Source organism: Acidobacteriota bacterium (genome assembly GCA_022340665.1).
Taxonomy (GTDB): Bacteria; Acidobacteriota; Thermoanaerobaculia; order Thermoanaerobaculales; family Sulfomarinibacteraceae; genus Sulfomarinibacter.
Genome location: JAJDNM010000043.1, coordinates 72,591 through 99,181, shown reverse-complemented (window position 1 = coordinate 99,181; position 26,591 = coordinate 72,591). Strand labels below are relative to the sequence as shown.

Here is a 26,591-nt window from a genome sequence, read left to right as displayed (position 1 = left end):
GTCCGAATCGCGGATTCTCTTCGTTTCATGTTGTCTCCTCCTCAGTCGAACAGCGCCTGGCATCTCACCAGGGCCTGGTTGGAGTCACCTCCGAGCTCTGTTGATCGACACACAGTCATCATCCGGCCGGGGGGTGTGAGTCGCAGTTGCTCCACCGGCAAGCTCTCGAGGTGGACCCGATTCAGCGTCGCTTCGAACTCGAAGGGCGCCCTGTCGAAGTAGCTGTTGGCGACCGGCGAGTCGGGAAGATCCATGCTTCCGTCTCAGTCCTTGCCCGGCGTGTACCAGATCGGCGAGGTGTAGGCGCGGTCCTGCTGCACCATCACGGCGTCCGACGGAAGGTCCAGGGGGCCGTAGAACGCCTCGTCGTAGGCGAGCCAGGACGGGGTCGGGATCTCGAGCACGCGGACGTAGTAGTAGGCGCGCTGGCTCGCGTCGAACTCCGGGTCGACCCAGTGTGCGGCCAGCCCCGCGGCACCGATCGTGTTGGTGTAGTCCGCTCCGTCGACCGTGCTCCCGACCGGCGGCAGCATGCCGTCCGCGCGGAGCTCACGATCTCCCGCCCAAGCGGCGTCGAAGACCTTCGTCTGCGGCTCGCCGGCGTCGTCGAGCCAGCCCTTCACGATCTGGATGCGGTCCAGGTTGGCGCCATCAGGATCGCGCAGCGCCCGGACCATGAAGGTCGGCGCGGCACCCTCGGGACCGGCGAACAGGTCGCCGCCCATCGGCACCCCGCGGTCGTACCCCTCGGCGGCGAAGTCGGGACGGTGCACCTCGTCCGGCTCGAAATCCCAGCCGGCGAACACCCGGACGGTCATCCGCGAGCCGGTGGTGGCGTACACCTCCTTGCGCTTGAACGCGTCCCAGATCGCCTCGCGGGTGTTCTCCCGCGCCCACACCCCGGCGAGGCCGGAGGCGAGCGTCTCGTAGTGGCGGATGGCGATCTTCTCGCCCAGAATCACGGGCTGGACGATGAAGTCCTCGTAGCGGTTGTCGCCGGTGCCGGGCTCGACGATGCTCGCCTTGCCGAAGTAGTTGTCCTCGCGCGTGGTGGCGAGCGACGTGTGGCTGTCCGTGGCCCCGATCATGCCGAACTTGAACGGGTTGGCGCCGAGCTCCGCGTCGTACTTGAGCCCCCGCGCCAGCGCCTGCCGGGCGTACTCCCGCGGCAGCATGTCCGGCGTCTTGAACTCCGTTCCGAAGTTGCCGCGGTCCCAGCGGTAGTAGTCGGCGAACTCGTCATTCGGCGACAGCGTGGGATGCGTCTCCCCGTCGCCCTTGATCTGGGTGACCTCGTATACCGGTTCCCAGCGCGTGCGGCGCTCGGCATACTCGCGGTCCAGTGGGTCGCCGTTCATCCGCCGGTCGTCGAACATCAACCCGTTCGACAGGTTGCCGTTGTGGGCGAACGCCATGACCTTGCCGCCGGTCCGCTGCTCGTAGGCCTCCAGCCAGTCCCAGAGGTCCTCCGGGTCGCCGCTGTCGTACGCCGAGATCGGCACCAGATCTTCGACGTTCGGTGCATCGTCGCGGAACATCACGACCCGGTGCAGGTTGTTGGCGTCCGGTCCCGACGACCACTCGAATCCGTGCAACGCCGTGAAGACCCCCGGCTGGTTGTGACGTTCGGCGCTTTCGACGATCCGGTTCCAGATGGTACGTGTCAGGTCATCGTCGTCGATGGGATCGGTGAGCGCGTTGAGCGCGGCGCCCCACTCGACATACGCCGCCATGGGATCGCCATCCTTCACCATGTCGTGGAGCTTCCGCCCCCACTCGTTGGCGAGCAGGCCCGGGTTCGACTCCGCGATCATCGGCGCGAGCCCGAGGTTCTCGGAGTGGTCGGCGACGACCAGGAAGTCCAGCGGCCGCACGAGCTGGGCGAACTCGCCCCTCGACGCGCGCACCTTCTCGCCCCGCGCGAACCGGAACGCCTCGTCGGGACCCAGCACGTTGCCGATCATCCCGGCGTCCGTCGAGTACGAGGTGTGGAGGTGAGTGTCGCCCCAAAGCACCCGATTCGGGTACGACTGGTCGATGAACGGCGAATAGTGCCGACCACCCAGTGTGACCTCGCCCGCCTCGCCCGAGACGTCGAGGGTCTGTCCGGCGGCCACGCCCGCTGTGAGCACGAGCGCAACGACAGCAAGAATATTCCGGAAAATCTTCATCACTTCTGCTCCTTTGGTTCCAATCCATGAAACCTGTTCTTCGATTGATAGCGGCACTGCATTCCCTTACCTTAACAGCACCTGGTAGCTCATCAGGAGCTGGTCGAAGTCGCTGCCGGACTCGGTCCTGACACCGGCGAAGTAGCCGATTTTGACGGCGTGACGCCCGCGGAACGGTACGACGACCATCCCGCCGAGGCGGGCGTTGTGCAGGACATCGCCGAGCTCGTCGCCGCCGATGGTCTGACGGCCGCCGACGAAGTAGTTGGCGTCCAGGGACACCCAGAACCCCGGGCTGAAGCGGTGGATGAGGTGGACCTGGAAGTTGTAGATGGGCTCCTGTTCGCGCCTCCCGGTGAGGAAGTCGTCGTTGTCGCCGAACCACCACACGCCGGCATCGAGCTCGAGCAGCCACTTGCGGTGCAGTGGAACGATCGAGCCGAGGTCGAGCTTGGCCGCCCACCGGTTGCTGCCGACGTTGATGAGCCGGTTGTCGTCGTAGCGGCCCGTCGGGGCGATCACCTTGAGGCTGGCGCCGACGATGGGGTGCGGCTCGGCCCGCAGCGCCTGGAAGTCGGCAGGGGTCATGGCCGGCGCCCCGAGCAGGTTGACCGAAAGGCTGGCGCCGAGATCCCCGAGGCCGGAGAAGTCCCGCCGGGCCGGTTCATCCTCGATCAGCCCCTGTGTGGTCCCCCGGGAGTACGGCAGGTCGATCACGATGGTGGCCGTCCGGCCCCACAGGCTGAAGGTCTGAAGGTAGGCGGCAAGGCCGGTATGGATCTTCGAGTCGACACCGGACAGCGGAATCGAGGGGTCGAAGAACACGTCGCCGCGAACGTGGGAGTACCCGACGATCGCGACCTTCGTGCCGTCGGGCGCCGGCCAGTAGGCGCGGGGGGTGAGGTCCTGCGCGGCGACGTTCACTGAGAATCCCGACAGCACCAACGCAGCGACTGCGGGCAACGGGACGTGGTACCGCGGGCGCCGTGACAGGCCGGATTCTGCCATCATCTCGGTTCTCTCCCATCCGGGCGTGGAGAATCCTGCACCGCGTTGTCGAGCCAGCGTTCCAAATCCTCCGCCAGCTCCGCCAGCAGTTCGGCGTACTCCCGGCAGCGGAACGAGTGCGCATCGTCGTCCAGATGTCGCCAGTGCTCGTGCGCCCGCGAGCAGCGATCGTAATCCGCGCACAGCTCGCGAAAGGTCGGGTGGTCGCTGAAGCAACGCTCGATCTGCGCATCGCGACCCGGGAACGCGTTTCTGACGAGTGAACTGACGCCCTTTCTGGAACCCATTGTCTTCTCCGGCGCATGCCGCCTTGAACCGATGCGCGCCTTCAAATCGTTGATTGTTGAAAAGAGTGCACCCTAACCGGAATTCTGTGAAGGGAGTTACCAGATCGTAATGTAGCCTACATTCTGGTATGCTCCTGTCTCAGAGCTATTTGGACGTGAGAAGGGCGTCGATTCATGGACACAGAGGCCGGATCTGAAGGAGCGGCGAAGGTGGAACCTCGCAGCGGTCTCCACCACGGCGAGATCAGAAACCAGCTCGACCGCATCCTGGCAAGCCCCGAGTTTCATGCCACCGACAAGATGCGGGACTTCCTCCGTTTTGTCGTCGACGAGAAGCTTGCCGGCCGGTCCCACCGGCTCAAGGGATTCACCATCGCGGTCGAGGTGTTCGGTCGGGGTCAGGACTTCGACCCAAACCGAGATCCAATCGTCCGGATCCAGGCCGGCCGGCTGCGCCGAGCGATCGAGCGCTACTATCTCGTCGGAGGTGTCCACGACCCGATCCTCATCGACATACCGAAAGGCCGCTACGTCCCTCGGTTCGCGGCCCGGACCGTGATCTCCGACCACCGCGCTGACCCGTCCGCACGGTTCGCGAAACACGACACCCCCCGGGTTGATGGTCCGACCCTCGCCGTGCTGCCGTTCGAGAACCTGACAGGAGATCCCGAGCAACTCGTTTTGACCGAAGGGCTGACCGAAGAGTTGGCCACCGAGCTGACCCGATTTCAGGACATCGCCGTCATCTCGTGCCGTCTCGGCCGGCAACCGGCGGCTGTCGCGGTGGATCCCGCAGGGCTGGCGCGGGAGGTTGGCGCGCGGTTCGTGCTCAAGGGGGCGGTTCGCCGGGACAACGAAACGGTGAAGGTGTCAGCCCAGCTGATCGACACAATCGACGGCAGGCAGATCTGGGCGGACGCGTCGAGCCACCCACTCGAGGCTGGCCTGCTCATCGCGACGCAGGAGAAGATCGCCAACAACGTGGTCAGCAAGGTCGCGAGCGAGTTCGGAATCATCGCTCGACGACTGTCCACCGAGTCACGAAAGAAACCCCCGTCCGACCTGCGGACGTACGAGGCGATGCTGCGCTACTACAGCCATCAGATCGAGCCATCGCCCGAGTCGGCCGCAACCTGCTTTGCCGCCCTCCAAGCCGCCTCCGAAACGGAGCCGGATTACGGCCCCGTGTGGTCGGCGTTGGCGACACTGCACTGTCAGATGTACACCTTCGACGTTCCCGGGTCCGAGGACGCCCTCGAGATCGCCATCGAGTACGCGCGCAAGGGCGTCTTCCTCGAGCCGGGGTCGCAGCTCGGCCGGATGATTCTGGCCTACGTCAGCTACCTCGCGGAGGACACGGAGACCTTCCGGCAAGAGTCCGAGACCGCACTGAGCCTGAACCCCAACTCTCCGTACACGGTCGGAGCCATCGGTTACTTTCACATCATGCAGGGGCATCCGGATGTCGGCCTGCCCCTGCTCGACCGAGCCATCGCGGCCAACCCGTGCCACCCGACCTGGTTTCGCACCGGGCACGTCGTCACGTTCCTCGTCCGGCGCGAGTTCGATCGCGCGTTGGCCGAAACGCTGAAGCACCGTCCTTTCACGACCATCTGGAACGACGCGGTACTCGCCGCAATGCTCGGCAAGCTCGGACGGGTCGACGAGGCGCGGCCCCATGTCGACTCGATAATGGCCCAGAAACCGGATTTTCCGTACCGCGCTCGCGAGTTGATGCGGCGCACCGTGAAGTTCGAGCAGCCCATCGAGGATATCGTCGACGGGCTCCGGATGGCCGGTTTGGCGGTTCAGCCCGACCGGCGGCGCGCCGCGGTCGGCGACTGACCTTACCATCGGCGAAAGTTGCTGCAACATCGGAGCGCCCGAGCCAGATATTCAGGCCCTTCACGGCATCCGAGGCGATGGACATCAATTCTCAACCTTGCCGTGAAATATCACGAATCATGGGTGCCACATGCGATGCCGAAACGGTGAAGGTGGCACCCTGGAGGCGATACTGCACACGGGATGCTGGATCCCGGATGTTCGATGATGGTTGTTCGATGTTGCATCGTGACGGAGCTGACCTCATCGAATACCCAATATCCAACATCTGACAATTGGGCAAAATGAAAATGGACACGCCGAGGCGTGCCCCATTCGTCTTGAGATCGACGACCCGCTACCGCTTCTTGCCTCGCGGTGCGTCGGCACCGGCAAACGAGGCACGCCTGAAATCCTTGTTCATCATTGCGATGCCGGATATGGAGATGCCCTTCGGGGAAACCGCCTCGAAGGAACGGTAGTTGGTGCAGGCGCCGAATGCCTCCTTCTCCATTGCCTCGACCATCCTTCTTTCTACCAATCGGGTCACCGCCACCCGACCTGCCATGACCGGGAATCCTCGAGCTCCGACCAGTGAATCTCCAGCAACCTCTTTGTCAGGACTGCCTCGACGATGAGGCGGTCAGTCGGGTCCCCTTCTTCATTTCGAACCCAGTCGACGACGAGGAAGTGTTTTTCTCGATTGACCGGAGATACTGCGGTCCATTTGGACATCGGCAGTTTTTTCCGATTGACCGGGTTGCGCGCCCGCCGTGTCACCGCATGGTTTCCTGATCGTGGTCCGACGGATAGGCCCTAACGGACTCGATGTCGATGCGAAACGGGCCGTCCTGTCGGCTGATGATCAGACCGAAGGTCGTGATCCGGCTCGGATCGAGTGACGGATGATTCCGGACCAGCCGGCCGCGATACACAGGAATGAAGTCGATGAAGGGGGCGGAGATTTCGGTCCATTGCCCCGCTGGCGGTTGGATCTGGAACTGATAGCTGACACCGTCGAACGAAGCGTCGGTTTTGAGCCGAAATCCGTAACGCTTGCCGTCGCCTCGAACCCGGAGAACAAGACCCTCGAAAGCCGAGAGATCGTGCACCACGGCCTGCGAGCGAACGGAGGAGAACCCGCCGTTGTTCTCGAAGGACACCGTGCCTTGAAAAGTGGCGTAGCCTTCGGCTGCGGACATCCCGCCCGACGAGATACCGCCCATCACCCCGTCGTTGATGTGCGGCCAGGTCACGTCTCCTCGAGAAAAGTCAATGATCGTCATGAATTCGTTCTCCCGGGATTCGGCTCCGGGTGTCGCCGAAATCGCAAATAGCACCAGCACCAATAATCCGCGTCGCATCATTTTCCGGCCACACCATCCCGCGGCCGCATCAGAGTGTGGGCAACACACCACTCCCTGCCGTCACCGTACCTGAAGAGCTCGGAACATGCCATGAAGAACATCCGCCAACGAGCGAACCAACGCTCGGTGTCTTCGCCATAGGTTCGAGCGAAAATCGGTAGAAGACGTGCTCGATTGCGGTCCATCTCCTCCAGCCACGCCTCCAATGTCAGGCTGTAGTGGAGACCGCTGACGCGCCACTGATCGACCACCTCGAGGTGATCGGCGTATCGCAGGGGAAGGTCCTGCGATGGCATGATGCCGCCGGTGAAAAAGTGGCGCGCCATCCAGTCTCCCGATCCTTCATCACTGTAAAGGTAGGCGTAGCGCCGGTGGCAGAAGACGTGCTGGAAGAAGGCGCCCTCGGGCCGCAACCACCCGGCCACCCGCTCGAAGAGCTTCGCCCAGTTCCGCATGTGCTCGAACATCTCCACCGATACCACCCGGTCGAACTTCCGTTCAGTGCCGAAATCGTTCATGTCGGCGGTGACGACCTCGATCCGATCCAGGCCCTCGGACGCGCACCGAGCGCGGATGAACTCGGCCTGGGCGCGCGAGTTGGACACCGCGAGCACGCGGCAGCGGGGAAAGTGGCGTCCGACCCAAACCGAGAACGAACCCCAGCCGCAGCCCAGATCGAGAACATCCATTCCGTTCGCGACGCCAGCGCGCTCGCAGGTCAGCTCGAGCATACGCTTTTCGGCATCGGCGAGGCTCTGAACACCTTCGCTCCAGAAACAGCTCGAGTACTTGAGGTACGGCCCGAGCACGGCGGAGAAAAACTCGGGTGGCAACTCATAGTGCTGTTCGTTGGCGTCGGCGGTGGCCACGGCCACCGGCTCCGACCGCATCTCATCGGCGAATGCCTGAGCACTCGCACCGTGACTGCCGCCGCGCTTGCGCCGTTCCTGCTGCAGCCGCTGACGGAGCAAACGACGCATTCCCACCCGGACCACAGGATCCGGCAACATCCGCCGTTCGGCGAGTTCGATAGCCCACCTCATCGTCCGCGCTGACCGCTACGGGTCAGAGATAGCTGGAGCACACCGATCTGTCGGTCGCGGAAGGCCGCTTCGCAGGTTGCCAGGTAGAAATCCCACATCCGCATGAAACGGTCGTCGAACCCGAGCGCTCGCACCCGTTCCTCCTGTGACTGGAATCGCGCACGCCAGTGCTTCAGGGTGGTCGCGTAATGGTGAGCCATGTTGTCCAGCCGATCGATGACGAACCCGGTCTTCCTACCGAGCGAGTCCTGGATCGCTCCGAGCGACGGCAGGTGACCGCCTGGGAAAATGTAGGCACGGATCCAATCGGTGCCGCGTCGATACCGGTCGTAAACCTGGTCGGGGATGGTGATGGTCTGCAGCACCATTCGACCGCCCGGCCGCAGAACACGGTCACAGGCCCCGAAATAACCGTCAAGAAACTGGTGACCAACCGCTTCGAGCATTTCGATCGAGATCACCGCATCGTACTCGCCGCCGACATCTCGGTAGTCTTCGACTTCGATCTGAACGCGGTCACTGAGCCCCGCAGCGATCATCCGGCGGCGCGCGAAGGATGCCTGTTCTTCCGAGAGGGTGATGGCAGTGACACGACAACCGAGTTCACCGGCCGCGTACTCGGCGAAGCCGCCCCAGCCGCAGCCGATCTCGAGCACGTCGTGTCCGGGCTGAAGACCGGCCCAGGCGGCGAGCCGCCGGTACTTTCGGCGCTGTGCCGCCTCCAGGCCGAGGCCGGGGCGGTCGAAAAGGGCCGACGAATAGGTCATGGATGGGTCGAGGAAGAGCGTGTAGAAATGATTGGAAAGATCATAGTGTGCGTGGATGTTGCGGCGCGCCTGGGCTCGCGTGTTGCTTCTCAGGAGGTGGGCCAACCGATCACGGAAACGGCCGATCGCTCCGAGAACATTGGCCGGCGCGAGCTCGGTTTCATTCCGTAGGAAAAGACGGGTCAACTGCACCAGATTCGAGGTCGACCAATCTCCGTCGACAAAGGCCTCTCCGGCACCAACATCTGCACGACGTAGCAGCCTCGAGAAAAACCGCCAGCGGTGAATATCGAGCTCCACCACCTCTGCGGCCCCGCCGTCGCCACCGCCAAAGGTGTGGCGCGATCCATCCGGCAGCCGGACGATCAGGTGGCCCCGCCGGATTCGTGCAAGGCGGGCCAGCACGATCCGCGCGGCCAGCGGCAGTGAGCGTCGCTCCGTACGGCGGATTTCCACTGCAGCATCGGAAGCTCCGACGAATGCCCCGGCATCTGCGGTTTCTGCCAGCTCACGTTGGTGTGAAAAATCAGCCATGACGGGTCCTCCATGCGCCTGCTGGGGCCTCCGGCTTGGAAAAGAAGGGCGCTTTCTTGAGCCACAGCCGAACCGCCTGGTAGTGGATGAGGGCCAGGGTCCGCAGGCTCAAGTGGGGATGGCGCGCGACAGTCCTGATCAGCGAGCTCGAGTTCAGCTCGCGGCGCATCACGGAAAGAGTCGAGTCGAAGACCCGCTCGCCGTCTCTCAGGACGTCGATGTGTGCAGTCAATCGCTTCCCCGGCTCGTTGATTCGGAACCGATACCGGCCATCGACGGGCTGGAACGGCGACACGTGGAAGACCTTGTCAGCCTCGTGGCGGACGCGGGAGCCGTCGGCAGCGAGGAGATAGCAGTAGGTCTCGCCAAAGGTGTTGTTGACCTCGGCCACGGCGTGGAGCAGTCTCTGCTCGGTGTCGCGGATGAAATAGAACGACACCGGGTTGAAGACCTGACCCAGGATTCTCAAGTGGGTGAGAAGCTCGATGCGTCCGAGTTCGTGCTCAACGCCTCGGTGTCGAAGCCAGGATTGGAGCTTCTCGCGGACTGGCTTCAGCTCCGGACCCATGTGATCACGATCGTCAAAACCGGTCAGGTTGAACCGGTTGTGCGAAAAGAACCTCAGTTTCCGATCGAGCCTCTCGAGATCGTCCAAATCCACGAGCGCGTACCACACGGGATACGCGAACTCGTGTTCGGGATTGCCCGTCCGCCGATGTCGGACTCGCCCCAGGAAGAGTGCCGACTCCGGCATCAGAAAGCCACGCCGAGATCGTCGGCGACCGCGACGGCCGACGCCAATCCGTCCTCGTGAAAGCCGTTACCGAAGTACGCACCGCAGAAATGGGTCCGATTCCGACCGTTGATCCGCGGCAGTTCGCTCTGGGTCTCCACGCTTTGGCGGGTGAAGATCGGATGCCTGTAGGACATGCGGCGAATCACGGACTCGGAAACCGGTTCGGCTTCCGGGTTGAGTGAGACCAGGTACTCGCGGTCTTGGTCGAGCCTCTGCAGCCGGTTGAGGTGGTAGGTCAAGGACGCACTCTCCCGACTCGCATCGGACATGAGGTAGTTCCACGACGCCCAGGCTGCCCGCCGCCGTGGCATCAAGGCCGTGTCGGTGTGGAGCCAGGTGCTGTTGACCGAGTATCGCCACCGGCCGAGAAGTTCGACCTCCTCCGCCGACGGCTCGGCAAGCATCGCCAACGCCTGATCGGCGTGAGCGGCGATCACCACGTGATCGAAGCCATGTCTCGAGTCGTCGTCGAGGATGATCTCCACACCGTCGGCACTGCGGATGACCTTCTCCACCCCTTGGCCGAGGAGGATGCGATCGCGAAATTGTCTGGTCATTGGCCCGACGTAACTGCTGCTGCCGCCGACCACCGTGCGCCACTCGGGCTGCCCGGAGACCTGGAGCAGGCCATGGTTGTCGAGGAATCGCAGCAGGGGATCTCTCGGGTAGTCAGCCGCGGCCTCAGTCCCCGAGGACCAGATTGCCGAGACCATGGGCATCAGGTAATAGGTGGTGAAGGTCCGAGAGAATCGTCCTGCGGAAAGAAACTGGGCGATCGTGACCCCTGGATCTCCGGTCCCGGCGAGAATCTGCCGGCCCCGTCGGCCGAAGCGGACAATATCGAAGAGCATCCTCAGATGGGTGGGCGACAGGACCAGAGATCGATTGGCAAAGAGCCCCCCCAGGCTGTGTGATGCGTATTCGATGTCCGGGTCGGCGCAGCTCACCGAGAAGGACATGTCGCTCGACTGGGTCTCGACCGACAGCTCATTGAAGAGCCGGGTGAGGAGGGGGTAGGTCTTCTCGTTGTAGACGATGAATCCGGTGTCGAGGGGAAGGCCTCGGCCGTCGGCGTCGTGCACCACGGTGTGCGTGTGACCCCCCAGTCGCGACCGCTGTTCGAATAGTCGAATTTCGTACCGGCGGCTAAGCAGCCACGCTGCCCCCAATCCGGAAATTCCGCTGCCGACCACGGCGACCTTCATCGTTGACCCCATCACAGACCGCCCGACGCGCTGGTCACGCGGCCAGTTCTCTCACCTGCAGAATCATTTTCAGCTGACGCGAATTCCACACAAAAATAGAGAGAAGCTCAATGGCGAGTCAAGGAGAATATATTTGAGCCGACGTGTGCCCTCGAGCCGGTTGGTTTGGAAATAGCACGGTGCCATTTTTCGCTGTACCGAAAGCGGTTATCGATTCCGTCACCCTTGGAGACGATGAGGGAGCTGCCCATGAGCCCAAGCACGACCATCTTTTTCGTTCTCGCTACAGGCGTGGGCGCCGTCCTCCTGCTGGCGAGCGGCCTTCCCTTCATGAACTCTTTATTGCTCCTGTTGGTCGCCTTCACCGTGCTCTGGATGGTGAGCCTGGTCATCGGCAACGCCAGCATCGTCGACATTTTCTGGGGTCCGGGGTTTGTGCTGGTTGGAGTTACCTCCCTACTGAGTCTCCCGGGCGATCCCACCACCCGCGGCCTCCTCGTCGTCGGGCTGGCGACTCTCTGGGCCGCACGGCTTGCGCTGCACATCGGCATTCGCAACGCCGGAACGGGCGAGGATTACCGATATCGGAAATGGCGCGAAGAGGCCGGATCCTCCTTCTGGTGGATCTCATACTTCAAGGTTTTTCTGCTCCAGGCAGTGCTGCTCTGGATCGTTTCATCACCCCTCCTCCTGGCCCAGCAACCTGGTCCTGGGGCAGAGCTGACCGTCTTTGACGGCGTGGGAATCGCCCTCTTTGTCATCGGCTTCGCGGTCGAGACCATGGCCGACCGCCAGCTCGCTCGGTTCAAAAAAGACCCGAGCAACAGAGGGAAGGTGTTGCAGGCCGGTCTCTGGTCGCGAAGCCGCCACCCGAACTACTTCGGTGAGGCGGTTCTCTGGTGGGGAATCGGATTGCTCGCGTTGCCGACAGGAGGGTGGCTCGCTCTGGTCGGTCCCCTGCTTATCACCTTCCTGCTGATCAAGGTGTCGGGGGTGGCCATGCTCGATGCGGCGCTCATCGAACGACGACCGGGATATGCCGAGTACATTCGATCGACTCCAGCCTTTCTTCCGAGTCTGAGACCTGCGGCAGAGGGTCGGCAGACGACCGCGGATTGAGTGGCGAGGCTCTGGAAGGCCTTTTTTGGTCACGATGGCCGATAACAAGATTGGGCCGGCCTCGGCGGTTTTCGTGATGAGCGCTGCGAATGGAGACTCCTGCTGTGCGCCCTATTTGCGGTGGACCCTCGGCGCGAGTTGGCGCGTCCCAGGACTCGGGTATCATCGACCGGGAGTCCATGATGAACAATTTCGCGAAGCTGGTCATCGCGGTTGCGATGCCGATCGTGGTTGGCGGCCTCTCCGGTCTCGCCACCTCCCGGGCGGTGTCAACCTGGTACCCGACCCTGGTCAAACCGTCCTTCAAACCCCCGTCGTGGATCTTGTCTGGCTCGGAGTGGTCGCTCGAGGTTTCTGCCACACGCACATGGGCCACCTCATGAAGCCCAGTGTCAACTGGGCTGCCGCCTTCACCTTTTATCTGTTGTTTCTGGTTGGTCTCGTGGTACTCGTCATCCTGCCGGCCATGGAACGCGAGAGCTTCGCCCACGCTGTGCTTCTCGGAGCCCTGTTCGGCCTTGTCACCTGCGCCGCCTACGATCTCACCAACCTCGCCACTCTGGACGGCTTTCCCGTGAAGGTAGCTCTGGTCGACCTGGTTTGGGGCACGGTGCTGTGCGCGACCGTGAGCTCGGTGACATTTCTCGCATCAACACGCCTGGACTAAAAGCCTTGCGGGTTTGTGCCAATCAAAACGGAACGGCCGCGGGGAAATCGAGCACGGTGGGCAGGCGCCATCAAGGCCGCTGCCTTCCTGAGAACTGAATCCCCAACAGTTGATCATCTCGAGAAATCTCATCGCGATGTTGGCTGAATTTCGGAATAGCTCAGGGTTTCTACGAGGTTAGCCATCATCGAACGTCAAAAGATACCTCTGAGCGTCGAGGGTTAGTGAGCTTCCGGGAACGGGGAGTATTGAGGTCATGAGTATCAGCATCGAGGGTTTGGATTCCGATGGAAGGCTGTGTTTAGCCCCGCGGGAGGATGGTCAACGCGATGCCAGTATCCTCTGGCGGGGCCGGATCAACGAGCGCCTCGCGGAGCTCGTCCCGGATGAGTCCACCGATCCACGTCCGCTCCACGAGTCCATGCGCTACAGCCTGCTCGCGGGTGGCAAGCGGATCCGTCCGGTCCTCACGATTCAGGTGGCTACCGACCTCGGTGCCTCCGTGGAGGCAGCACTCGACGTCGCGTGCGCGGTCGAGATGGTTCATGCCGCCTCACTGATTCTCGATGATCTTCCGTGTATGGACGATGCCAGCCTGCGACGCGGCCAATCGGCGAACCACCTGGTCTACGGCGAAGACACCGCGATTCTCGCCGCCACCGCGCTGCTCAACCGCGCCTTCGGTGTGATCGCCGAGTGTGATCTGCTGTCGGCGCAGACGCGCCTCGACCTGACTCGTCTTCTGTCGGAGTCGGTCGGTAGTAACGGGATCATCGCCGGTCAGTTCTGTGATTTGCAGATCCGCCACGGCCACGGCGATGATCTGGCCGGTCTGACCGAGATGTATGGCCAGAAGACCGGTGCGCTCTTCGTGGCAGCTTTGGAAGCGGGCGCGCTCGTCGCCGGCGTTGATGATGCATGGGTCAAGGCGGTGCGGGAGTACGGTGTCAACCTGGGGCTCGCCTTTCAGTTGCTCGACGATCTTCTCGACACCTTCGGTTCTCGGGAAGACATCGGTAAGGACACCGGCCAGGACGACCAGAAGTCGACTCTCGCCTCGCGGCTGGGCGCTGACGGCACTCGACAGGAGGTCTTCCGCTATGTCGAGTCGGCCGCTTCGGCCCTCGAGCCTTTGGGCCGGTCGGGCAACCAGTTGGCAAACCTCGCCCGGTTCTACACGCGTTCAACCATGGATCGCGTCACCGCGTTCTGACTTTGACCCTGTCGAGCGGTTGCGGAGTTCATATAGTCGCTCCGCGTAGGCGGCGTCATCGACCCAGAGGCGGCGAGCGGATCGTTCGATGAATGGTCGTATAAAGCGTTGCAACTTCCGTGCGTGTCGAAAGCCCGCGCGATCCGAAGTCGCGAGCGTTGCTTCAACGACCAGAGTGCGCCCCGGTTCGATGGGGGTCGCGTGCGTTTCAACCACCGAGCCCTTGCCCTCGCCCTCGACAATGGTCATGACGATCGAGCGCGGTTCCGGACTGTGAAAGGTCGCATCAGTCTCTGCGACGATGCGCCCGAGAAGCCTCTTGGCCACCCGCACTTTGACGATGTCATCATCGAGATCGAGGACGGTCAGCGCGGCGAAGGAGTACGGGTGGAAGTGGACACCGTGCCAGGGGTCGAGCCGGTTGGCGATGATGTCCTCGGGGTCGCACCGCGCCTCGAGCCGGATCACCCCCTCGAGATGGATGTCGGGTCGAGGGGCGAGAATGGGAAGTGGGGTTCCGGGAACTTCGGGACCGATCCGAACCCAGCTGAGGACGCCGTCTTCGTGAACGGCAAACATCTTCCAGTCTCCGTGCCCCTCCTTGCCCAGAGCCAGCGCGTGCCAGGGGCAGACCAGCCTGCCCTCCCGAACTCGGCCGTCCGAAAGGGATGCTCCCATGTGGGGGCACGCGTCCGGGGCGATTAGCAGCTCACCGTCGACCCTCCAGCCGACCAGGTCCTCGCCCGCAATTCGGAGACGCTGTGCTTTCTCACCAAAACTGCGCGATTCGCCGACCACGTACCAATTGCCGTGCGGCCGGTCAAGCGCCCTCCGGAGGGAGCGACTGATGGCTCGGGGTCTGGCCTGTTGCCAATCGGGAGCGAGGGAGGACTTGGGGACCTCCACAGCTGGGAGCGGCGGACCGAACTTCAGGAGCTTGCTCATCGCATGCAACTCGCTTCCGTCTCTCTCCTACGGCGGCCGAAGAGGCCGCGCCGCGGGATCGAGCGTATGGGCTCGGGTTTGACGGCTTGGGGCGCCAGCAGGTGGTTTGCGGCGAGAAAGCCCGAAGCCACCGCGCGCTCCATCAATGCGCTGGGAATCGGCAGGCGAACAAAATCACCGGCCAGCACGACGCCCTCGTGCGGGGTTGGAACACCAGGTCGATCGGAATGGGATCCTGGAGCGAAGGCTGGACAGTCGTGCCGGATCAGGAAACGCTCCTCGACGACCCGAGCGCCGGCGTACTCGGGGTAGAAGGTGTCGAGGGCGCTCAGGAGGTCCTCGCGGATCTCGGGCTCGCCCATTTTGGGATCGACGGCGTAGGCGTGAAGCTCCACCACCGATCCGCCGGTCCGTTCGGACCAGCTTCTGCTCTCGTCTTCAAAGAGGTTGTACAACGAGATGTTGTCGAGCGATCCGACACCGGTGGTCCCGACAAACGGCTGCCGACCGACGTTGGCCGGCCGGTCGAACCATAGCCGCCAGACGGCGAAGGGGTGGGTGAGGGCCAGGCCGTGCACCGAGCGGCGGAAATCGGCGTCGTCGAGGTCGGGCGACTCGGCTACGACGGCCTGGAGGCCGGGCACGGTCAGGGCGAGGACCACGAAGTCGGCTTCCACGATCTCCCCGTCGAGGTCGACGCTCCACTTCCTTTCGGTGCCTTTCGCGATCCGCGATACGGTGCAGCCGGTCCGCACGTCGACTCCCAGCCCCGTTATGTAGTCGGACAGGGGGCCCCAGATGGACTTCGAGAAGGGTCTTTTCGAGACATCGAAGATAAGCCCCTCCGGGTTGCCCGAGAAGTAGAAGTGGAACATCATCAACAGCTCTCCCGCCGACATCGCCTCCTCCGGATTGAAAAAGGAGTGGGCGAAGACATCGAACAGCATGCGTCGGGCGTCGGGTGGGAACCTGAGCGAATCCAGATACTGGGCGGCGGTCTGTTCGTCGTAACGTGCGTAGGTCCACCCTCGTTCGTAGCGGAGCATTGAAAGCGCGGCGAGGCCGTTGACCTTGATGAGATCTCTCAGACCGAGAGTCGGTGTCCTTTTGGTGAGAGCGACGACATTCCACGGGGGTTTCTTGGGCAACCCCGAGAAGGACTCTACCTGGCCTCCGGGGCCGAGAATCGGATAATCCTCGAGGGGTTCGAGGAATGTCAGCCCGTCATCGATCCGTCGGAGGAGAGCCTGAAGATTGTAGTACTGGCGAAAAAAGGCGTGAAAGCCGCGTTCCATCTCGAACGATTCGCCAGAGGCGAGGCGGTCGGTCCACGCCCCGGCGCGGCCGCCGAGAAAGGACTCACGCTCGGCCAGAACGACCGTGACGCCACGCTCCGCGAGGGCCACCGCCGCGGCGATTCCTGCGAGACCGCCGCCAGCGATGACCGCCGTCTGCGGCGCTCGGATCTTATCGTGCGTACCCCGTCGCGGCAGGATCAGTTCTTCCATCCTGAAGCCTACTTGACCCGAATGGTGATCTGTTGCGTTTCTCCCGCGGCGAGCTCGATTCGCGCTTCCTCGAAGCTCGGCGGTCCAAAGAGATCGCGGGCGTCGCCCGAAAAACCGTAGGGCTCCGACGGAATGCCAAGCGCCGTCGAATCGAGCTCACCGTCGCCGTCTTCGTCGTGGAATACGGAAACCGCGAAGGGGCCGGCCGGCACTTCCTCGAAGACAGCAACAGCCTGGCCATCGCTGATGGGAGCCACCGCGGTGCCGAAGATGGAGCCGTCCCCGTCGGGCCATACTCTGGCATCAAGAAAGAGGGCGACGCGGGCCGCTCCCTCATCGTTTTTGAATCCTGTCACGGTGACCTCGACCCGGCCGTGTCCCTCGGGTCGGAGCTCCGGGGTTCCCGGTGGCGCCGAGGCGCAGGCCGAGAGAGCCATGACAGCGAGAACGAACGCGATTCGATTGCGGTGGTTGGTCATGGGGGCATTGTAGCCCGGCAATCGGCGCCACCCTTTGAAGGGAGAATCCCGGGAGCCGCTCACGAGCTCTCCCAACGCCGGGCCAGGAGTCGGGCAGCGCCGAAGAGGATGATGGCGGTCACGGTCAGCACGGCGAGCTCGGGCGCGAGGGCCGTGATTGGCAGATCGCGCCAAAAAACCTTGTTGTAGCCGTCGAGGGCCCACGCGTTGAAGGTGATTTTACCGATCTGCTGGATGGCCTCGCTCATCACATAACGGGGCACCATGCTGCCGCCCAGCGCGGACATGGAGAGGATCAGGATGACGGCGACAGCGTTGAGCTGTGCGCGGTTGGTGCAGAGGGCGGCCAGAGTAAGCGCGAAACTGCTCGCGGCGCCGGCGGTGACGACCGTCATCACCGTGAAGCCCGAGAGGTGGCCCAGGAAGTCCACACCGAAAGCGAGCTCAGCCCAAGCGAACATGATGGTGACCTGGATGATGCCGACGATGGTCATGAGCAACCATTTGCCCGCCAAGAGCTGGGTCATGCCGAGCTCCGAGCACATCAGCCGCTCGAGGGTCTGATTCTCCTCCTCCTCGAGCAGCGTTCCGGAGTTGCCCACAGCACCGAAGAGCAGGAACATCACCGCGATGCCGGCGGCGTACATGGACACCACGGGGTTGGCCTTGTCGGCGGCGAGGAGGTCGACCACGTCGATGGCGATGGGAGCCGCCAAGCTGGAGAGCGGGGACTCGGCGAACCGGTCGGGCGAGAGCGACAGGAAGGATCGAATCTGCTCACGAACACGTTCGCCTGTGAGTTGTCCCACGGTCTGTCGAAGAAGCGCGCTGACAACTTGGGTGGCGACGGGGTCCGAGGAATCCGCCAGCAGCTGGAGGCTCACAGACTCGTCGCCCGGATTCAAGCGGGAAACCGTCCAGCCCTCCGGGATGACCACAGCCAGCTGAATCGTACCGGCGAGAACAAGCTCCCTTACCGGCGCTCTCGAGGCGAAGACGAAGAGACCGTCGCCGTAGTCCGGCGGGGCATAGATGTGCAGAGTGTCCCACTCGGCGAGCGCGGAGAGAAGCTCGCGGCTGAGTCCGGTGTCATCCTCATCGACCAGCGCCAGGTTGACTCGTGGCGATTTCCCCAACCCTATCTGTTCGTCAAAGATAAAGGCGAAGATCGTGAAGAAGACGATGGGTACAACGAAAGTCAGGAGGATTTCCGTCCGACCGTGCCACATGCGCAGCAGCCCTACGCGAACCACCGTCCAGATCATTCGCGCAGCTCCCGGCCGGTGAGGTGGATGAAAACGGAGTGGAGCGAAGGGGGATGGACGTCGAGGTCGAGTACCTTGCCACCACTCTCACGGATTCGAATCAGCAGATCTGGGAGTTCGAGGGCGACATCCTCGACCTCGGCGACGAGCTCCCGGTGATCGCCGTCGATGGTCATGCCGTCGAGCTTCGGACACGCCTCGGCGAGCTTGAAGATCACCCTTCGATTGCTGCCCACCGTGTTCGCGATGAGCTCGGTCAGCGTGCCCTCGGCAATGGCGTGGCCGTGGTCAATGATGACGATCCGATCAGACTGCTGTTCCGCCTCCTCCAGCTGATGAGTGGTCAGCAGGATCGATGTTCCGTGGTGCCACAACTCGTCCAACATGGCGAAGATCCGCTCGCGGCTCTGCGGATCAACACCAACTGTCGGCTCGTCGAGAAGGAGGATGAGCGGCCGGTGGAGGACACCGCAGGCGATGTTGAGGCGTCGTTTCATGCCGCTCGAGTAGGTCCTCGTCAGATCACCGGCCCGGTCGGCGAGACCGGTCCAATCCAGCGCCCAGTCGACCGCCCGACGCAGCTCGCCGCCCCTGAGTCCGTGGAAGCGGCCGAAGGCGTCGAGGTTTTCGTTGGCCGTAAGATCGGGATAGAGAGCAATCTCCTGCGGGACAAAGCCCAGCTCGTGACGCCCGCCGCTCGGGGGCAGACGCCATCCCAGCATCTCGATCTCCCCGGAATCGGGTACCGCAAGGCCGCAGATGCATCGCACCAGGGTGGTCTTGCCGGCGCCGTTGGGCCCGAGTAGGGCCAGACGTTCGCCCCGTCGCAGCTCGAATCCGGCATGGTCGAGGGCCGTATTGGGTCCGAAACGCTTGACCACGTCGCGGACCAGCAGGGCGTGTGCAGCTTCGACGCTGCCGTGATTCGCGGCTCGATCACTCATGAGAGCGGGCCGGCCGCGTCCACAACCGGTCTCGCGGCTCGTCACCGGGCGCCTTGCCCCACAATCTCGCCGTCCAGGACCTTGGTCCGGCGCCGAGCACGAGCGCAATTTTTCGTGCCTTGCTGGTTGACGTCCGCGTGTCCCAGGCACGCGGACCGCGCTCGAGGATCAGCCGGCCGATGTCGCTGTAGACCGCGTTAGCGGCCGCCACCGCCCAGGCTGAACGAGGCGGCAGTTGAGAGATCCCCAGCCAGGCCGATTGGTAGTAGCGGTCGGCCTCGAAAAGAATCCGCCGGACCACCTCGAAGACGCGATCCCGGTGCTCGGGCGCCGCGACCCTGTTGGCCGGGATACCGGCGTCGGTCAGCCAGTCGAGGGGGAGGTATACGCGTCCGACCTCGGCGTCTTCCACCACATCGCGGCAGATGTTGGTCAGCTGGAAGGCGAGCCCGAGATCGGTCGCGCGGTCGAGGGTTGGCTCGTCCCGGACGCCCATGACGTAGGCCATCATCACCCCGACCACCCCGGCGACGTGGTAGCAGTACTCCACCGTATCATCGAGGTTCTGGTACGCGCGGCCCTCGACATCCATGACAAAACCGTCGAGGTGCTCCATGGGATAGCGATGGGGTATGTCGCAGTCGGCGACCACTCGCTGGAGACCCGCGTAGATCGGATCACTGGTGGGTTCCCCGGAAAGGGCTTCCAGCGTCTCGGCCCGCAGCCTATCAACCCGCGCTTGCCCTTCTTCAGGAGGCAGTTGCGAGCCGTCGAACCCGAGCTCCTGATCGTCGGTTTGATCATCGCAGTGGCGGCACCAGGCGTAGAGCATGGAGGCGCGGCCACGGGTCGCAGGGTCAAAGAGCTTCGCCGCGGCCGCGAAGCTGCTCGAGCCCTTTTCGATGACGGCCTGCCCGTGATTGACGACGTGGTCCATGGGGTTGTCCTCAACCTCCCTCGCCCAGGAGGTCGCCGATCATCAATCCGGCGGTTGCCTTGGCCGAGTTGACCACGCCTGGGACCCCGGCCCCCGGATGGGTTCCGGCGCCGACGAAGTACAGACCGCCGATTTTCCCGTCCCTATTGTGGACTCTGAACCAGGCGCTCTGGGTCAGGATCGGCTCGAGCGAAAAGGCCGAGCCGAGGTGCGAGTTGAGGGTATTCTTGAAGTGATCGGGGGTGATGATCCGCACGGTCTCGATATCGGCCTGGAGATTCGGCAGGTAGCGTTTTTCGAGATAGTCGAGGATTTTGTCTCTGTATCTTGGACCCTCCTCGCTCCAGTTGACCGGCGCGTTGCCGAGGTGGGGGACCGGCGACAGGACATAGAAGGCCTCGCAGCCCTCCGGCGCCACCGACGGATCGGTCAGGGTCGGGGCATGGAGATAGAGTGAGAAGTCGTCGGAGACTTCTGGTCCGTTGAAGATCTCGCGGAGGTGGGGTTTGTAGCGCGGACCGAAGAGGATGTCGTGGTGGGCGATCTGGGTGTGCCGACGCCGCACCCCGAAATAAACGACAAAGAGCGACATGCTGAAGCGCCTGCTCTTCAGCCGCGCCGCTTCACGCCGGGCGTAATCGTTGTCGCCGAGCAGGGTGCCGTAGGTGTGGACCACATCCGCGTTTGTTGCGACGGCGTCGAACTCACCGTGCCAGCCATCTGCGGTGGTCACCCCGGTGACCCCGCCGTTGGATGTGTGGATCCGCTCCACCGGAGAATCGAGGCGGATCTCGCCACCGAGCTCCTCGAAGAGGTCGACCAACGCGGTAACCAGCGCTCCGGTACCGCCCTTGACGAAGAAGACCCCCCAGTTACGCTCGAGGTAGTGAATCAAGGTATAGATCGAAGATGAGGTGTACGGGTTGCCGCCGACGAGCAAGGGGTGGAAGCTGAAGACCTGGCGCAAATGGTCGTCCTTGATGAACTTGGAGATGATCGAGTAGACGCTGCGGTAGCTCTGCAGCCGGATAAGCTGGGGCGAGACCTGGATCATGCTCCAAAAACTGAGGAACGGCGTCGCCGCGAGCTTGGTGTAACCCTCGTGGAAGACCTCCTCGGCGTAATCGAGAAATTTCATGTAGCCGTCAACGTCGCTTAAACTCTTGTCGGCGATCTGTTGGGTGGTCGCCTCCAGATCATTCGAGTAATCGAAGGTGTAACCGTCCTCCCAGTAGAGCCGATAGAAGGGCATCACCGGCAGCAGGGTGATGAAGTCCGACATGTCGCGACCTGCGGCCGCGAAGACCTCCTCGAGGCTGGGCGGGGCGGTGATGATGGTCGGTCCGCCATCGAAGGTGTATCCCTCGTCTTCGTAGACGTAGGCGCGGCCGCCGGGTTTGTCACGCTTCTCGATGACAGTTGTTTCAATTCCCGCCGCTTGCAGACGAACGGCCAATGTCAGACCGCCGAATCCGCTACCGATGACCGCTGCGCGCTTCTGCCTCACTGGGGTCCTCCTCGTGACGGTGAGAGTGTACTCTTCGCTTGGCGGCTCTCGCCAAGGCATCGGATTGCCCGACCAACCGGCACCGGCGGTTTCCCGATCAACAGACGGGCTTTGTCGCTCCATTTCAGGCGGCCGGCGTAGAACCGCCGGATCAGACCTTCTGACAGACCATAGAAACGTTCGAAGATCCGGTAGCGCAGCTCGGGCTCGGCAGCGCGGAAGAGCATCCGGTTGAGCAGGCGGTAATAGCCGGTGCGGCGCCACAGCTCTTCGGAACGACGGCGGGTCAGCTCGAAGAGCGAGGAGCTCTCGAAGTTGGTGATTGCAGCGATCTCGTCCGACAGCCGAACCCCTTCGGGGAGCGAGTAACCGGTGGTGGGGTGGAAGAACGCTCCCCGCATTCCGCTGCGGGCCACCCCTTCCGGCCCGGCGGCCCAGAAGGTTTCGATATCGCCGCCGAGGACAATCGGCAGAACCCCCGCCTCCTCGCCAGTGATCGCGGCGATGGTCCAACCCTGATCAGCCGCGTAGGCCTCGATTTCGGTCCGGAGCCGAGGCCGATCGAGGGTTGGCCCGTCGGCGTAGTAGGTGTCCTCAATGAGCAGGTCGAAATCGGTGAACGGGAGGGAATAGACGAATCTGTAACCGTCCGTCTGCTCGACAGTGGCATCCATCAGGATCGGCCCCTCGAGCCCGTGCGGCTCGGCAAGTCGAACAAAGAGACCGAGGAACTTCTGGAAGGCAATATCCAGGTGATCTCCGCCCGGGTCGCCACGACCGTCAATCACGGTTCGAGCGTTGATACGCTCACCGGTTGCCAGCACGATGCCGCCACGAGTAACCTCCGCTACCTCCGTCTCGAGTCGCAGCCGGTTTCCCAGGGCCGGCGCGACGACCTCGTGCAGATGCTCCGAGGTCACTGAGTTGTAGCCGCCGCTGATGGTGCGGCGCCGGCCGGGGAAGCGAAGCTTGTGGCTCGACCAGCGGTTGGCAATCAGCGGTTCAATCCACCGCCGTTGCTCGGCCGTCAGATCCGAGTCGTGAAAGGACCAGGTGTGGTTGGCGCCGAGGGAGGCACAACGGTCCACCACGACCAGCGGAAAGTCTGGACGCTTCATGAGGATCCGGTGGGCGATCAGGCTGTTGGCGAGCCCACCACCAACGAGAACCAGCTCGGTCTTCACGAGGCACCTACCCTTGCATCGAGGTCTGACCGGTTTCTAATCCGCAAGGACCGCAGGGAAGACTCGGATGCGGCCGGAGTGCGCGCGCAGGCCTGAAGATCGGCTATTCCGATCCTGATCACCGGCACGGGGAGAGCACCACGGTCTCTTCTCACGGGTTCCAGAACGAAGGTAAATGTACCAACCCGAGAGAGCGATCGCAAAGATCGAGCATCATGTCCCGCAGCCAGATACAGCAAACGGCCAAAGACCGACCGACGCCGAGCAGACTCGAAAAGGTATTGAGGAGCTTGAACTGCCTTTGCGTGGTGCCATGCGGCCGGATCGTCCAGTTATGGCGAATACGGCGTCTGGCGTCAAACAAGGGAAAAGGGGCGGCATGACTCCCGCCCCTCATTCTGCGACGTCTCCGCGCCTTTCGCGTCTTCGCAGCTGCCTCTCCCCTACCGCTTCTTGCCTCGCGGGGCGTCGGCGCCGGCGAAGGCTGCCTTACGGTAGTCCTTGTTCATCATGGCGATGCCGGAGATGGAGATTTCCTTCGGGCACACCGCCTCGCAGGAACGGTAGTTGGTGCAGGCGCCGAACGCTTCCTTCTCCATCGCCTCGACCATTCTCCGCGCACGTGACGCCCTTTCCGGTTGACCCTGCGGCAGCAGCCCGAGGTGCGAGATTTTGGCCCCGACAAACAACATCGCGGCGCCATTCGGGCACGAGGCGACGCACGCTCCGCAACCGATGCACTCCGCGAAGTCCATCGCATACTCGAGCGTGTCAGTCGGAATCGGTATCGCGTTGGCGTCCGGCGCCGAGCCCGTTCGGACCGTAATGAAGCCCCCCGCCTGCATAATCCGGTCGAAGGCCGAGCGATCGACCACCAGGTCTTTGAGGACCGGGAATGCCTTTGCGCGCCACGGCTCGATCGTGATCTCGTCACCGTCGTTGAAGTGCCGCATGTGCAGCTGACATACGGTACTCCCCTTTTGGTGGCCGTGTGCGACGCCGTTGACTACGAAACCGCACGCCCCGCAGATCCCCTCGCGGCAGTCATGCTCGAACGTGATCGGTTCTTCCCCTTTGGTGATCAGGTCCTGGTTCAGCACGTCGAGCATCTCGAGGAACGACATGTGAGTGCTGACATCCTCGAGCTCATAGGTCTCGAAGCCGCCCTTGCCCTGGGTGTCCTTCTGCCGCCAAACATGCAGCGTCAGCTTCATTTGTAACTCCTCTGCGTGGGCTGCACGGTCTCGAACTCGAGGTCCTCGGTATGGGCCACCGGCTCGGAATCCTCGCCGGTGTACTCCCACACGGTGACGTTGGTCCAGTTCTCGTCGTCGCGAAGGGCTTCTCCCTCCTCGGTTTGGAATTCCTCTCGGAAGTGACCGCCGCAGGATTCCTCGCGTCGCAGGGCGTCGCGACACATGAGCTCGGCGAGCTCGAAGAAATCGGCGACCCTGCCGGCTTTCTCGAGCTCCTGATTGAGCTCGGTGCCCGTGCCGGTCACCCTCACGTCCGACCAGAACTCGGCCCTGAGGGCAGCGATCTTGTCAATCGCCTCGGTCAGGCCCTTCTCGGTCCTGGCCATGCCGCATTCGTCGAGCATCAACAAGCCGAGCTCGCGATGGAGGGAGTCGACCGTGCGTGAACCGTTGATTTCGATGAGCTTCTTGGTTCGCCCTTCGACCTCCCCCATCACCTCCGCGCACTCCTCCTGATCCTCGGCGACGGCTTCGAGCTTGTTGGTCGCGAGGTACTCGCCCAGGGTGTAGGGAATGACAAAATATCCATCGGCGAGGCCCTGCATGAGGGCCGAGGCACCGAGGCGGTTGGCCCCGTGGTCCGAGAAGTTCGCCTCGCCGAGCACGAAAAGCCCCGCAACGTTGCTCTGAAGGAAGTAGTCCACCCACAGGCCGCCCATCGTGTAGTGCGGCGCCGGATAGATACGCATCGGAACCTTGTACGGGTCCTCCCCGGTGATCATCTCGTACATGTCGAACAAGTTGCCGTAGCGGGCGCGAATGACGTCCTCACCGAGGCGGTTGATGGCATCTTCGAAGTCGAGATAGACACCGCGTTTGCCAGGTCCGACTCCACGCCCCTCGTCACAAACATTCTTTGCATTCCGCGACGCCACGTCTCGCGGCACGAGGTTACCGAAGGCCGGATAGATCCGCTCGAGGTAGTAGTCCCGCTCATTCTCGGGGATGTCTCCCGGCTCGCGTACCTCGCCGACCATCTTGGGCACCCACACCCGCCCGTCGTTGCGCAGCGACTCCGACATCAGGGTCAGCTTCGACTGGTAGTCGCCCGCCTGGGGAATGCAGGTCGGGTGGATCTGGGTGAAGCACGGGTTGGCGAACCCGGCTCCCCGCTTGTGGGCGCGCCATGCTGCGGTGACGTTGCAGCCCTTTGCGTTGGTCGAAAGGAAATAGACGTTGGAGTACCCGCCGGTGCACAAGAGCACCGCATCGGCCACGTGGCACTCCACGGCGCCGGTCACCATATTTCGGGTAACGATGCCCCGCGCCCGCCCGTCGATCAGGACCAGATCGAGCATCTCGGTCCGCGGGAAAACCTCGACCGAGCCGGCGGCAACCTGCGCGTTGAGCGCTGAGTACGCACCCAAAAGCAGTTGCTGCCCGGTCTGACCGCGCGCGTAAAAGGTCCGGGAAACCTGTGCCCCTCCGAAGGAACGGTTGGCCAGGTAGCCGCCGTATTCACGTGCGAAGGGTATTCCTTGCGCCACGCACTGGTCGATGATGTTGTTCGAAACCTCGGCCAGTCGGTAAACATTGGCTTCTCGCGCGCGGTAGTCGCCGCCCTTGATCGTGTCGTAGAAAAGGCGGTAGACGGTATCGCCGTCGTTCTGGTAGTCCTTGGCGGCGTTGATGCCACCCTGTGCCGCGATCGAGTGCGCTCGACGCGCACTGTCCTGATAACAGAACGCCTTGACCTTGTACCCGAGCTCACCAAGGCTCGCCGCCGCCGCGCCACCGGCGAGGCCGGTACCGACAACGATGATCGAGTGCTTGCGTTTGTTCGCCGGGCTCACAAGCTTGAGTTCGTCCCTCAACCGCTGCCATTTTTCGGCCAGAGGGCCCGACGGAATGCGTGGGTCGAGTTTCATTCCGTCACCTCCCTACCTGATCACGCCCGTCAGCACGGCCAACGGGATGGAAACATTTGCGGCACCGATCAGCACCGAGAAGAAGACTGCCGGAACCCGCCGCAGCCAGCCGAATCGCGGGTGGTCCCAGCCGAAGGTCTGGAAGAGGCTCCAGAGCCCATGGTAGAGGTGGAACGCAAGCAAGACGTTCGCGGCGATGTAGAAAAAGGCGATCACCGGGTTGCTGAAGCTGGCGACAACGTTGTGATACACCTCTCCGCGCACGAAATCCGGATTCGCCGTGCCAACCGTGAAATCCAGCAGATGGTAGATGATGAAGAGGGCGAGGATCGGCCCGCTCCACATCATGGTGCGTGCCGCGTAGTCGACCGCCGGAGGGTTGAAGACCCGGTACTTGACGGGACGCGCAGCCCGGTTTCGCAGCCACACCTGAACCGCCGCAATGATGTGGACGGCAACGCAGAAGAGCAAGACCGAACGAACAGTCCACAGAAACGGTTTGTTGGTTTGCAGCAGATGTGCGTAGTGGTTGAGCCGTTCCGCTCCCAGGTAGATCTGGAGATTGCCAAGCATGTGGCCGACTACGAAACCGAACAGGATGATGCCCGTAGCGGCCATCAATACCTTCTTGCCCAGCGTCGAGCTGATGAACCCTATGGTTTGACTCATAGGCCCGGTCCTACCCCCTCTGATTGAA

27 protein-coding genes are annotated in these 26,591 nt (G+C 63.0%); 5 read left to right on the top strand and 22 right to left on the bottom strand.

The genetic code is table 11. From position 1 onward, the window contains the following. Positions 1–41 precede the first annotated feature (41 nt). The 4 genes from LJE93_06215 to LJE93_06200 all read right to left on the bottom strand — a co-directional run bounded on the left by LJE93_06215 (position 42) and on the right by LJE93_06200 (position 3,466). Complete coding sequence (locus LJE93_06215; GenBank protein MCG6948494.1) at positions 42–254, bottom strand: hypothetical protein; 213 nt, start codon at positions 252–254, stop codon at positions 42–44. Between the two features lie 9 nt (positions 255–263). Further along, positions 264–2,171 carry a DUF3604 domain-containing protein gene (locus tag LJE93_06210; GenBank protein MCG6948493.1) on the bottom strand — a complete coding sequence of 636 codons (1,908 nt, stop codon included), beginning with the start codon at positions 2,169–2,171 and terminating at the stop codon, positions 264–266. A 66-nt stretch (positions 2,172–2,237) separates the two neighbouring features. Then, positions 2,238–3,182, bottom strand: a complete 945-nt coding sequence (locus LJE93_06205) for a transporter (protein MCG6948492.1) — start codon at positions 3,180–3,182, stop codon at positions 2,238–2,240. Beyond that, positions 3,179–3,466 (bottom strand): hypothetical protein, encoded by a 288-nt coding sequence (locus tag LJE93_06200; GenBank protein ID MCG6948491.1) that lies wholly within the window; start codon positions 3,464–3,466, stop codon positions 3,179–3,181. Before LJE93_06200 ends, LJE93_06205 begins: the two co-directional genes overlap by 4 nt. 210 nt (positions 3,467–3,676) lie before the next feature. Between LJE93_06200 and LJE93_06195 the strand changes: the two genes are divergently transcribed. After that, positions 3,677–5,311: a hypothetical protein gene (locus LJE93_06195; GenBank protein ID MCG6948490.1), complete on the top strand. Its 1,635-nt coding sequence runs from the start codon at positions 3,677–3,679 to the stop codon at positions 5,309–5,311. Positions 5,312–5,648: 337 nt separating this feature from the next. Here LJE93_06195 and LJE93_06190 read toward each other — a convergent pair whose 3' ends face one another. From LJE93_06190 to LJE93_06160, 7 genes are all read right to left on the bottom strand, one after another. Then, a complete protein-coding gene (locus LJE93_06190) occupies positions 5,649–5,858 on the bottom strand; it encodes a hypothetical protein (GenBank protein MCG6948489.1) in 210 nt (69 codons plus the stop codon). Next, entirely contained in the window at positions 5,837–6,025 is a 189-nt protein-coding gene (locus LJE93_06185) for a TIGR02450 family Trp-rich protein (protein ID MCG6948488.1), read from the bottom strand. Before LJE93_06185 ends, LJE93_06190 begins: the two co-directional genes overlap by 22 nt. A 41-nt stretch (positions 6,026–6,066) precedes the next feature. After that, positions 6,067–6,576, bottom strand: a complete 510-nt coding sequence (locus LJE93_06180) for a CIA30 family protein (GenBank protein MCG6948487.1) — start codon at positions 6,574–6,576, stop codon at positions 6,067–6,069. Positions 6,577–6,653: 77 nt separating this feature from the next. Beyond that, positions 6,654–7,700 (bottom strand): cyclopropane-fatty-acyl-phospholipid synthase family protein, encoded by a 1,047-nt coding sequence (locus LJE93_06175; GenBank protein ID MCG6948486.1) that lies wholly within the window; start codon positions 7,698–7,700, stop codon positions 6,654–6,656. After that, the gene (locus LJE93_06170) at positions 7,697–9,001 is read right to left on the bottom strand and encodes a cyclopropane-fatty-acyl-phospholipid synthase family protein (GenBank protein ID MCG6948485.1); all 1,305 of its coding nucleotides are present in this window, start codon (positions 8,999–9,001) and stop codon (positions 7,697–7,699) included. Before LJE93_06170 ends, LJE93_06175 begins: the two co-directional genes overlap by 4 nt. Next, positions 8,994–9,755 (bottom strand): DUF1365 domain-containing protein, encoded by a 762-nt coding sequence (locus LJE93_06165; protein MCG6948484.1) that lies wholly within the window; start codon positions 9,753–9,755, stop codon positions 8,994–8,996. The genes LJE93_06170 and LJE93_06165 overlap by 8 nt, the downstream gene beginning before the upstream one ends. Continuing rightward, positions 9,755–11,002, bottom strand: coding sequence for an FAD-dependent oxidoreductase (locus LJE93_06160; protein MCG6948483.1), 1,248 nt, complete (start codon positions 11,000–11,002; stop codon positions 9,755–9,757). Before LJE93_06160 ends, LJE93_06165 begins: the two co-directional genes overlap by 1 nt. A 249-nt stretch (positions 11,003–11,251) precedes the next feature. Between LJE93_06160 and LJE93_06155 the strand changes: the two genes are divergently transcribed. The 4 genes from LJE93_06155 (at position 11,252) to LJE93_06140 (ending at position 14,001) form a co-directional block, all read left to right on the top strand. Next, entirely contained in the window at positions 11,252–12,121 is an 870-nt protein-coding gene (locus tag LJE93_06155) for a DUF1295 domain-containing protein (protein MCG6948482.1), read from the top strand. 179 nt (positions 12,122–12,300) lie between these two features. Continuing rightward, positions 12,301–12,504 carry a tryptophan-rich sensory protein gene (locus LJE93_06150; GenBank protein ID MCG6948481.1) on the top strand — a complete coding sequence of 68 codons (204 nt, stop codon included), beginning with the start codon at positions 12,301–12,303 and terminating at the stop codon, positions 12,502–12,504. Continuing rightward, positions 12,438–12,788, top strand: a complete 351-nt coding sequence (locus LJE93_06145) for a DUF2177 family protein (protein MCG6948480.1) — start codon at positions 12,438–12,440, stop codon at positions 12,786–12,788. Before LJE93_06150 ends, LJE93_06145 begins: the two co-directional genes overlap by 67 nt. 256 nt (positions 12,789–13,044) lie before the next feature. Further along, positions 13,045–14,001, top strand: a complete 957-nt coding sequence (locus LJE93_06140; GenBank protein MCG6948479.1) for a polyprenyl synthetase family protein — start codon at positions 13,045–13,047, stop codon at positions 13,999–14,001. Here the strand turns inward: LJE93_06140 and LJE93_06135 are convergent. From LJE93_06135 to LJE93_06085, 11 genes are all read right to left on the bottom strand, one after another. Further along, on the bottom strand, positions 13,972–14,946 hold the full coding sequence (locus LJE93_06135) for a DUF5914 domain-containing protein (protein MCG6948478.1): 975 nt from the start codon (positions 14,944–14,946) through the stop codon (positions 13,972–13,974). The two genes, LJE93_06140 and LJE93_06135, sit on opposite strands and share 30 nt — an antisense overlap. Beyond that, on the bottom strand, positions 14,943–16,454 hold the full coding sequence (locus LJE93_06130; protein MCG6948477.1) for an FAD-dependent oxidoreductase: 1,512 nt from the start codon (positions 16,452–16,454) through the stop codon (positions 14,943–14,945). Before LJE93_06130 ends, LJE93_06135 begins: the two co-directional genes overlap by 4 nt. 8 nt (positions 16,455–16,462) lie before the next feature. After that, positions 16,463–16,933 carry a DUF2141 domain-containing protein gene (locus LJE93_06125; protein ID MCG6948476.1) on the bottom strand — a complete coding sequence of 157 codons (471 nt, stop codon included), beginning with the start codon at positions 16,931–16,933 and terminating at the stop codon, positions 16,463–16,465. A 59-nt stretch (positions 16,934–16,992) separates the two neighbouring features. After that, a complete protein-coding gene (locus LJE93_06120; protein ID MCG6948475.1) occupies positions 16,993–18,198 on the bottom strand; it encodes an ABC transporter permease in 1,206 nt (401 codons plus the stop codon). Beyond that, positions 18,195–19,142 (bottom strand): ABC transporter ATP-binding protein, encoded by a 948-nt coding sequence (locus LJE93_06115; protein ID MCG6948474.1) that lies wholly within the window; start codon positions 19,140–19,142, stop codon positions 18,195–18,197. The genes LJE93_06120 and LJE93_06115 overlap by 4 nt, the downstream gene beginning before the upstream one ends. Continuing rightward, on the bottom strand, positions 19,135–20,079 hold the full coding sequence (locus LJE93_06110) for a phytoene/squalene synthase family protein (protein MCG6948473.1): 945 nt from the start codon (positions 20,077–20,079) through the stop codon (positions 19,135–19,137). Before LJE93_06110 ends, LJE93_06115 begins: the two co-directional genes overlap by 8 nt. A 10-nt stretch (positions 20,080–20,089) precedes the next feature. Continuing rightward, on the bottom strand, positions 20,090–21,646 hold the full coding sequence (locus LJE93_06105) for a phytoene desaturase (protein ID MCG6948472.1): 1,557 nt from the start codon (positions 21,644–21,646) through the stop codon (positions 20,090–20,092). Further along, positions 21,583–22,770: a lycopene beta-cyclase CrtY gene (crtY, locus tag LJE93_06100; GenBank protein ID MCG6948471.1), complete on the bottom strand. Its 1,188-nt coding sequence runs from the start codon at positions 22,768–22,770 to the stop codon at positions 21,583–21,585. Before crtY ends, LJE93_06105 begins: the two co-directional genes overlap by 64 nt. A 443-nt stretch (positions 22,771–23,213) precedes the next feature. Beyond that, a complete protein-coding gene (locus LJE93_06095) occupies positions 23,214–23,984 on the bottom strand; it encodes a succinate dehydrogenase/fumarate reductase iron-sulfur subunit (GenBank protein ID MCG6948470.1) in 771 nt (256 codons plus the stop codon). Beyond that, positions 23,981–25,894, bottom strand: a complete 1,914-nt coding sequence (locus tag LJE93_06090; protein MCG6948469.1) for a fumarate reductase/succinate dehydrogenase flavoprotein subunit — start codon at positions 25,892–25,894, stop codon at positions 23,981–23,983. Before LJE93_06090 ends, LJE93_06095 begins: the two co-directional genes overlap by 4 nt. Before the next feature lie 12 nt (positions 25,895–25,906). Next, complete coding sequence (locus LJE93_06085; protein ID MCG6948468.1) at positions 25,907–26,563, bottom strand: succinate dehydrogenase cytochrome b subunit; 657 nt, start codon at positions 26,561–26,563, stop codon at positions 25,907–25,909. Positions 26,564–26,591: the final 28 nt, after the last annotated feature.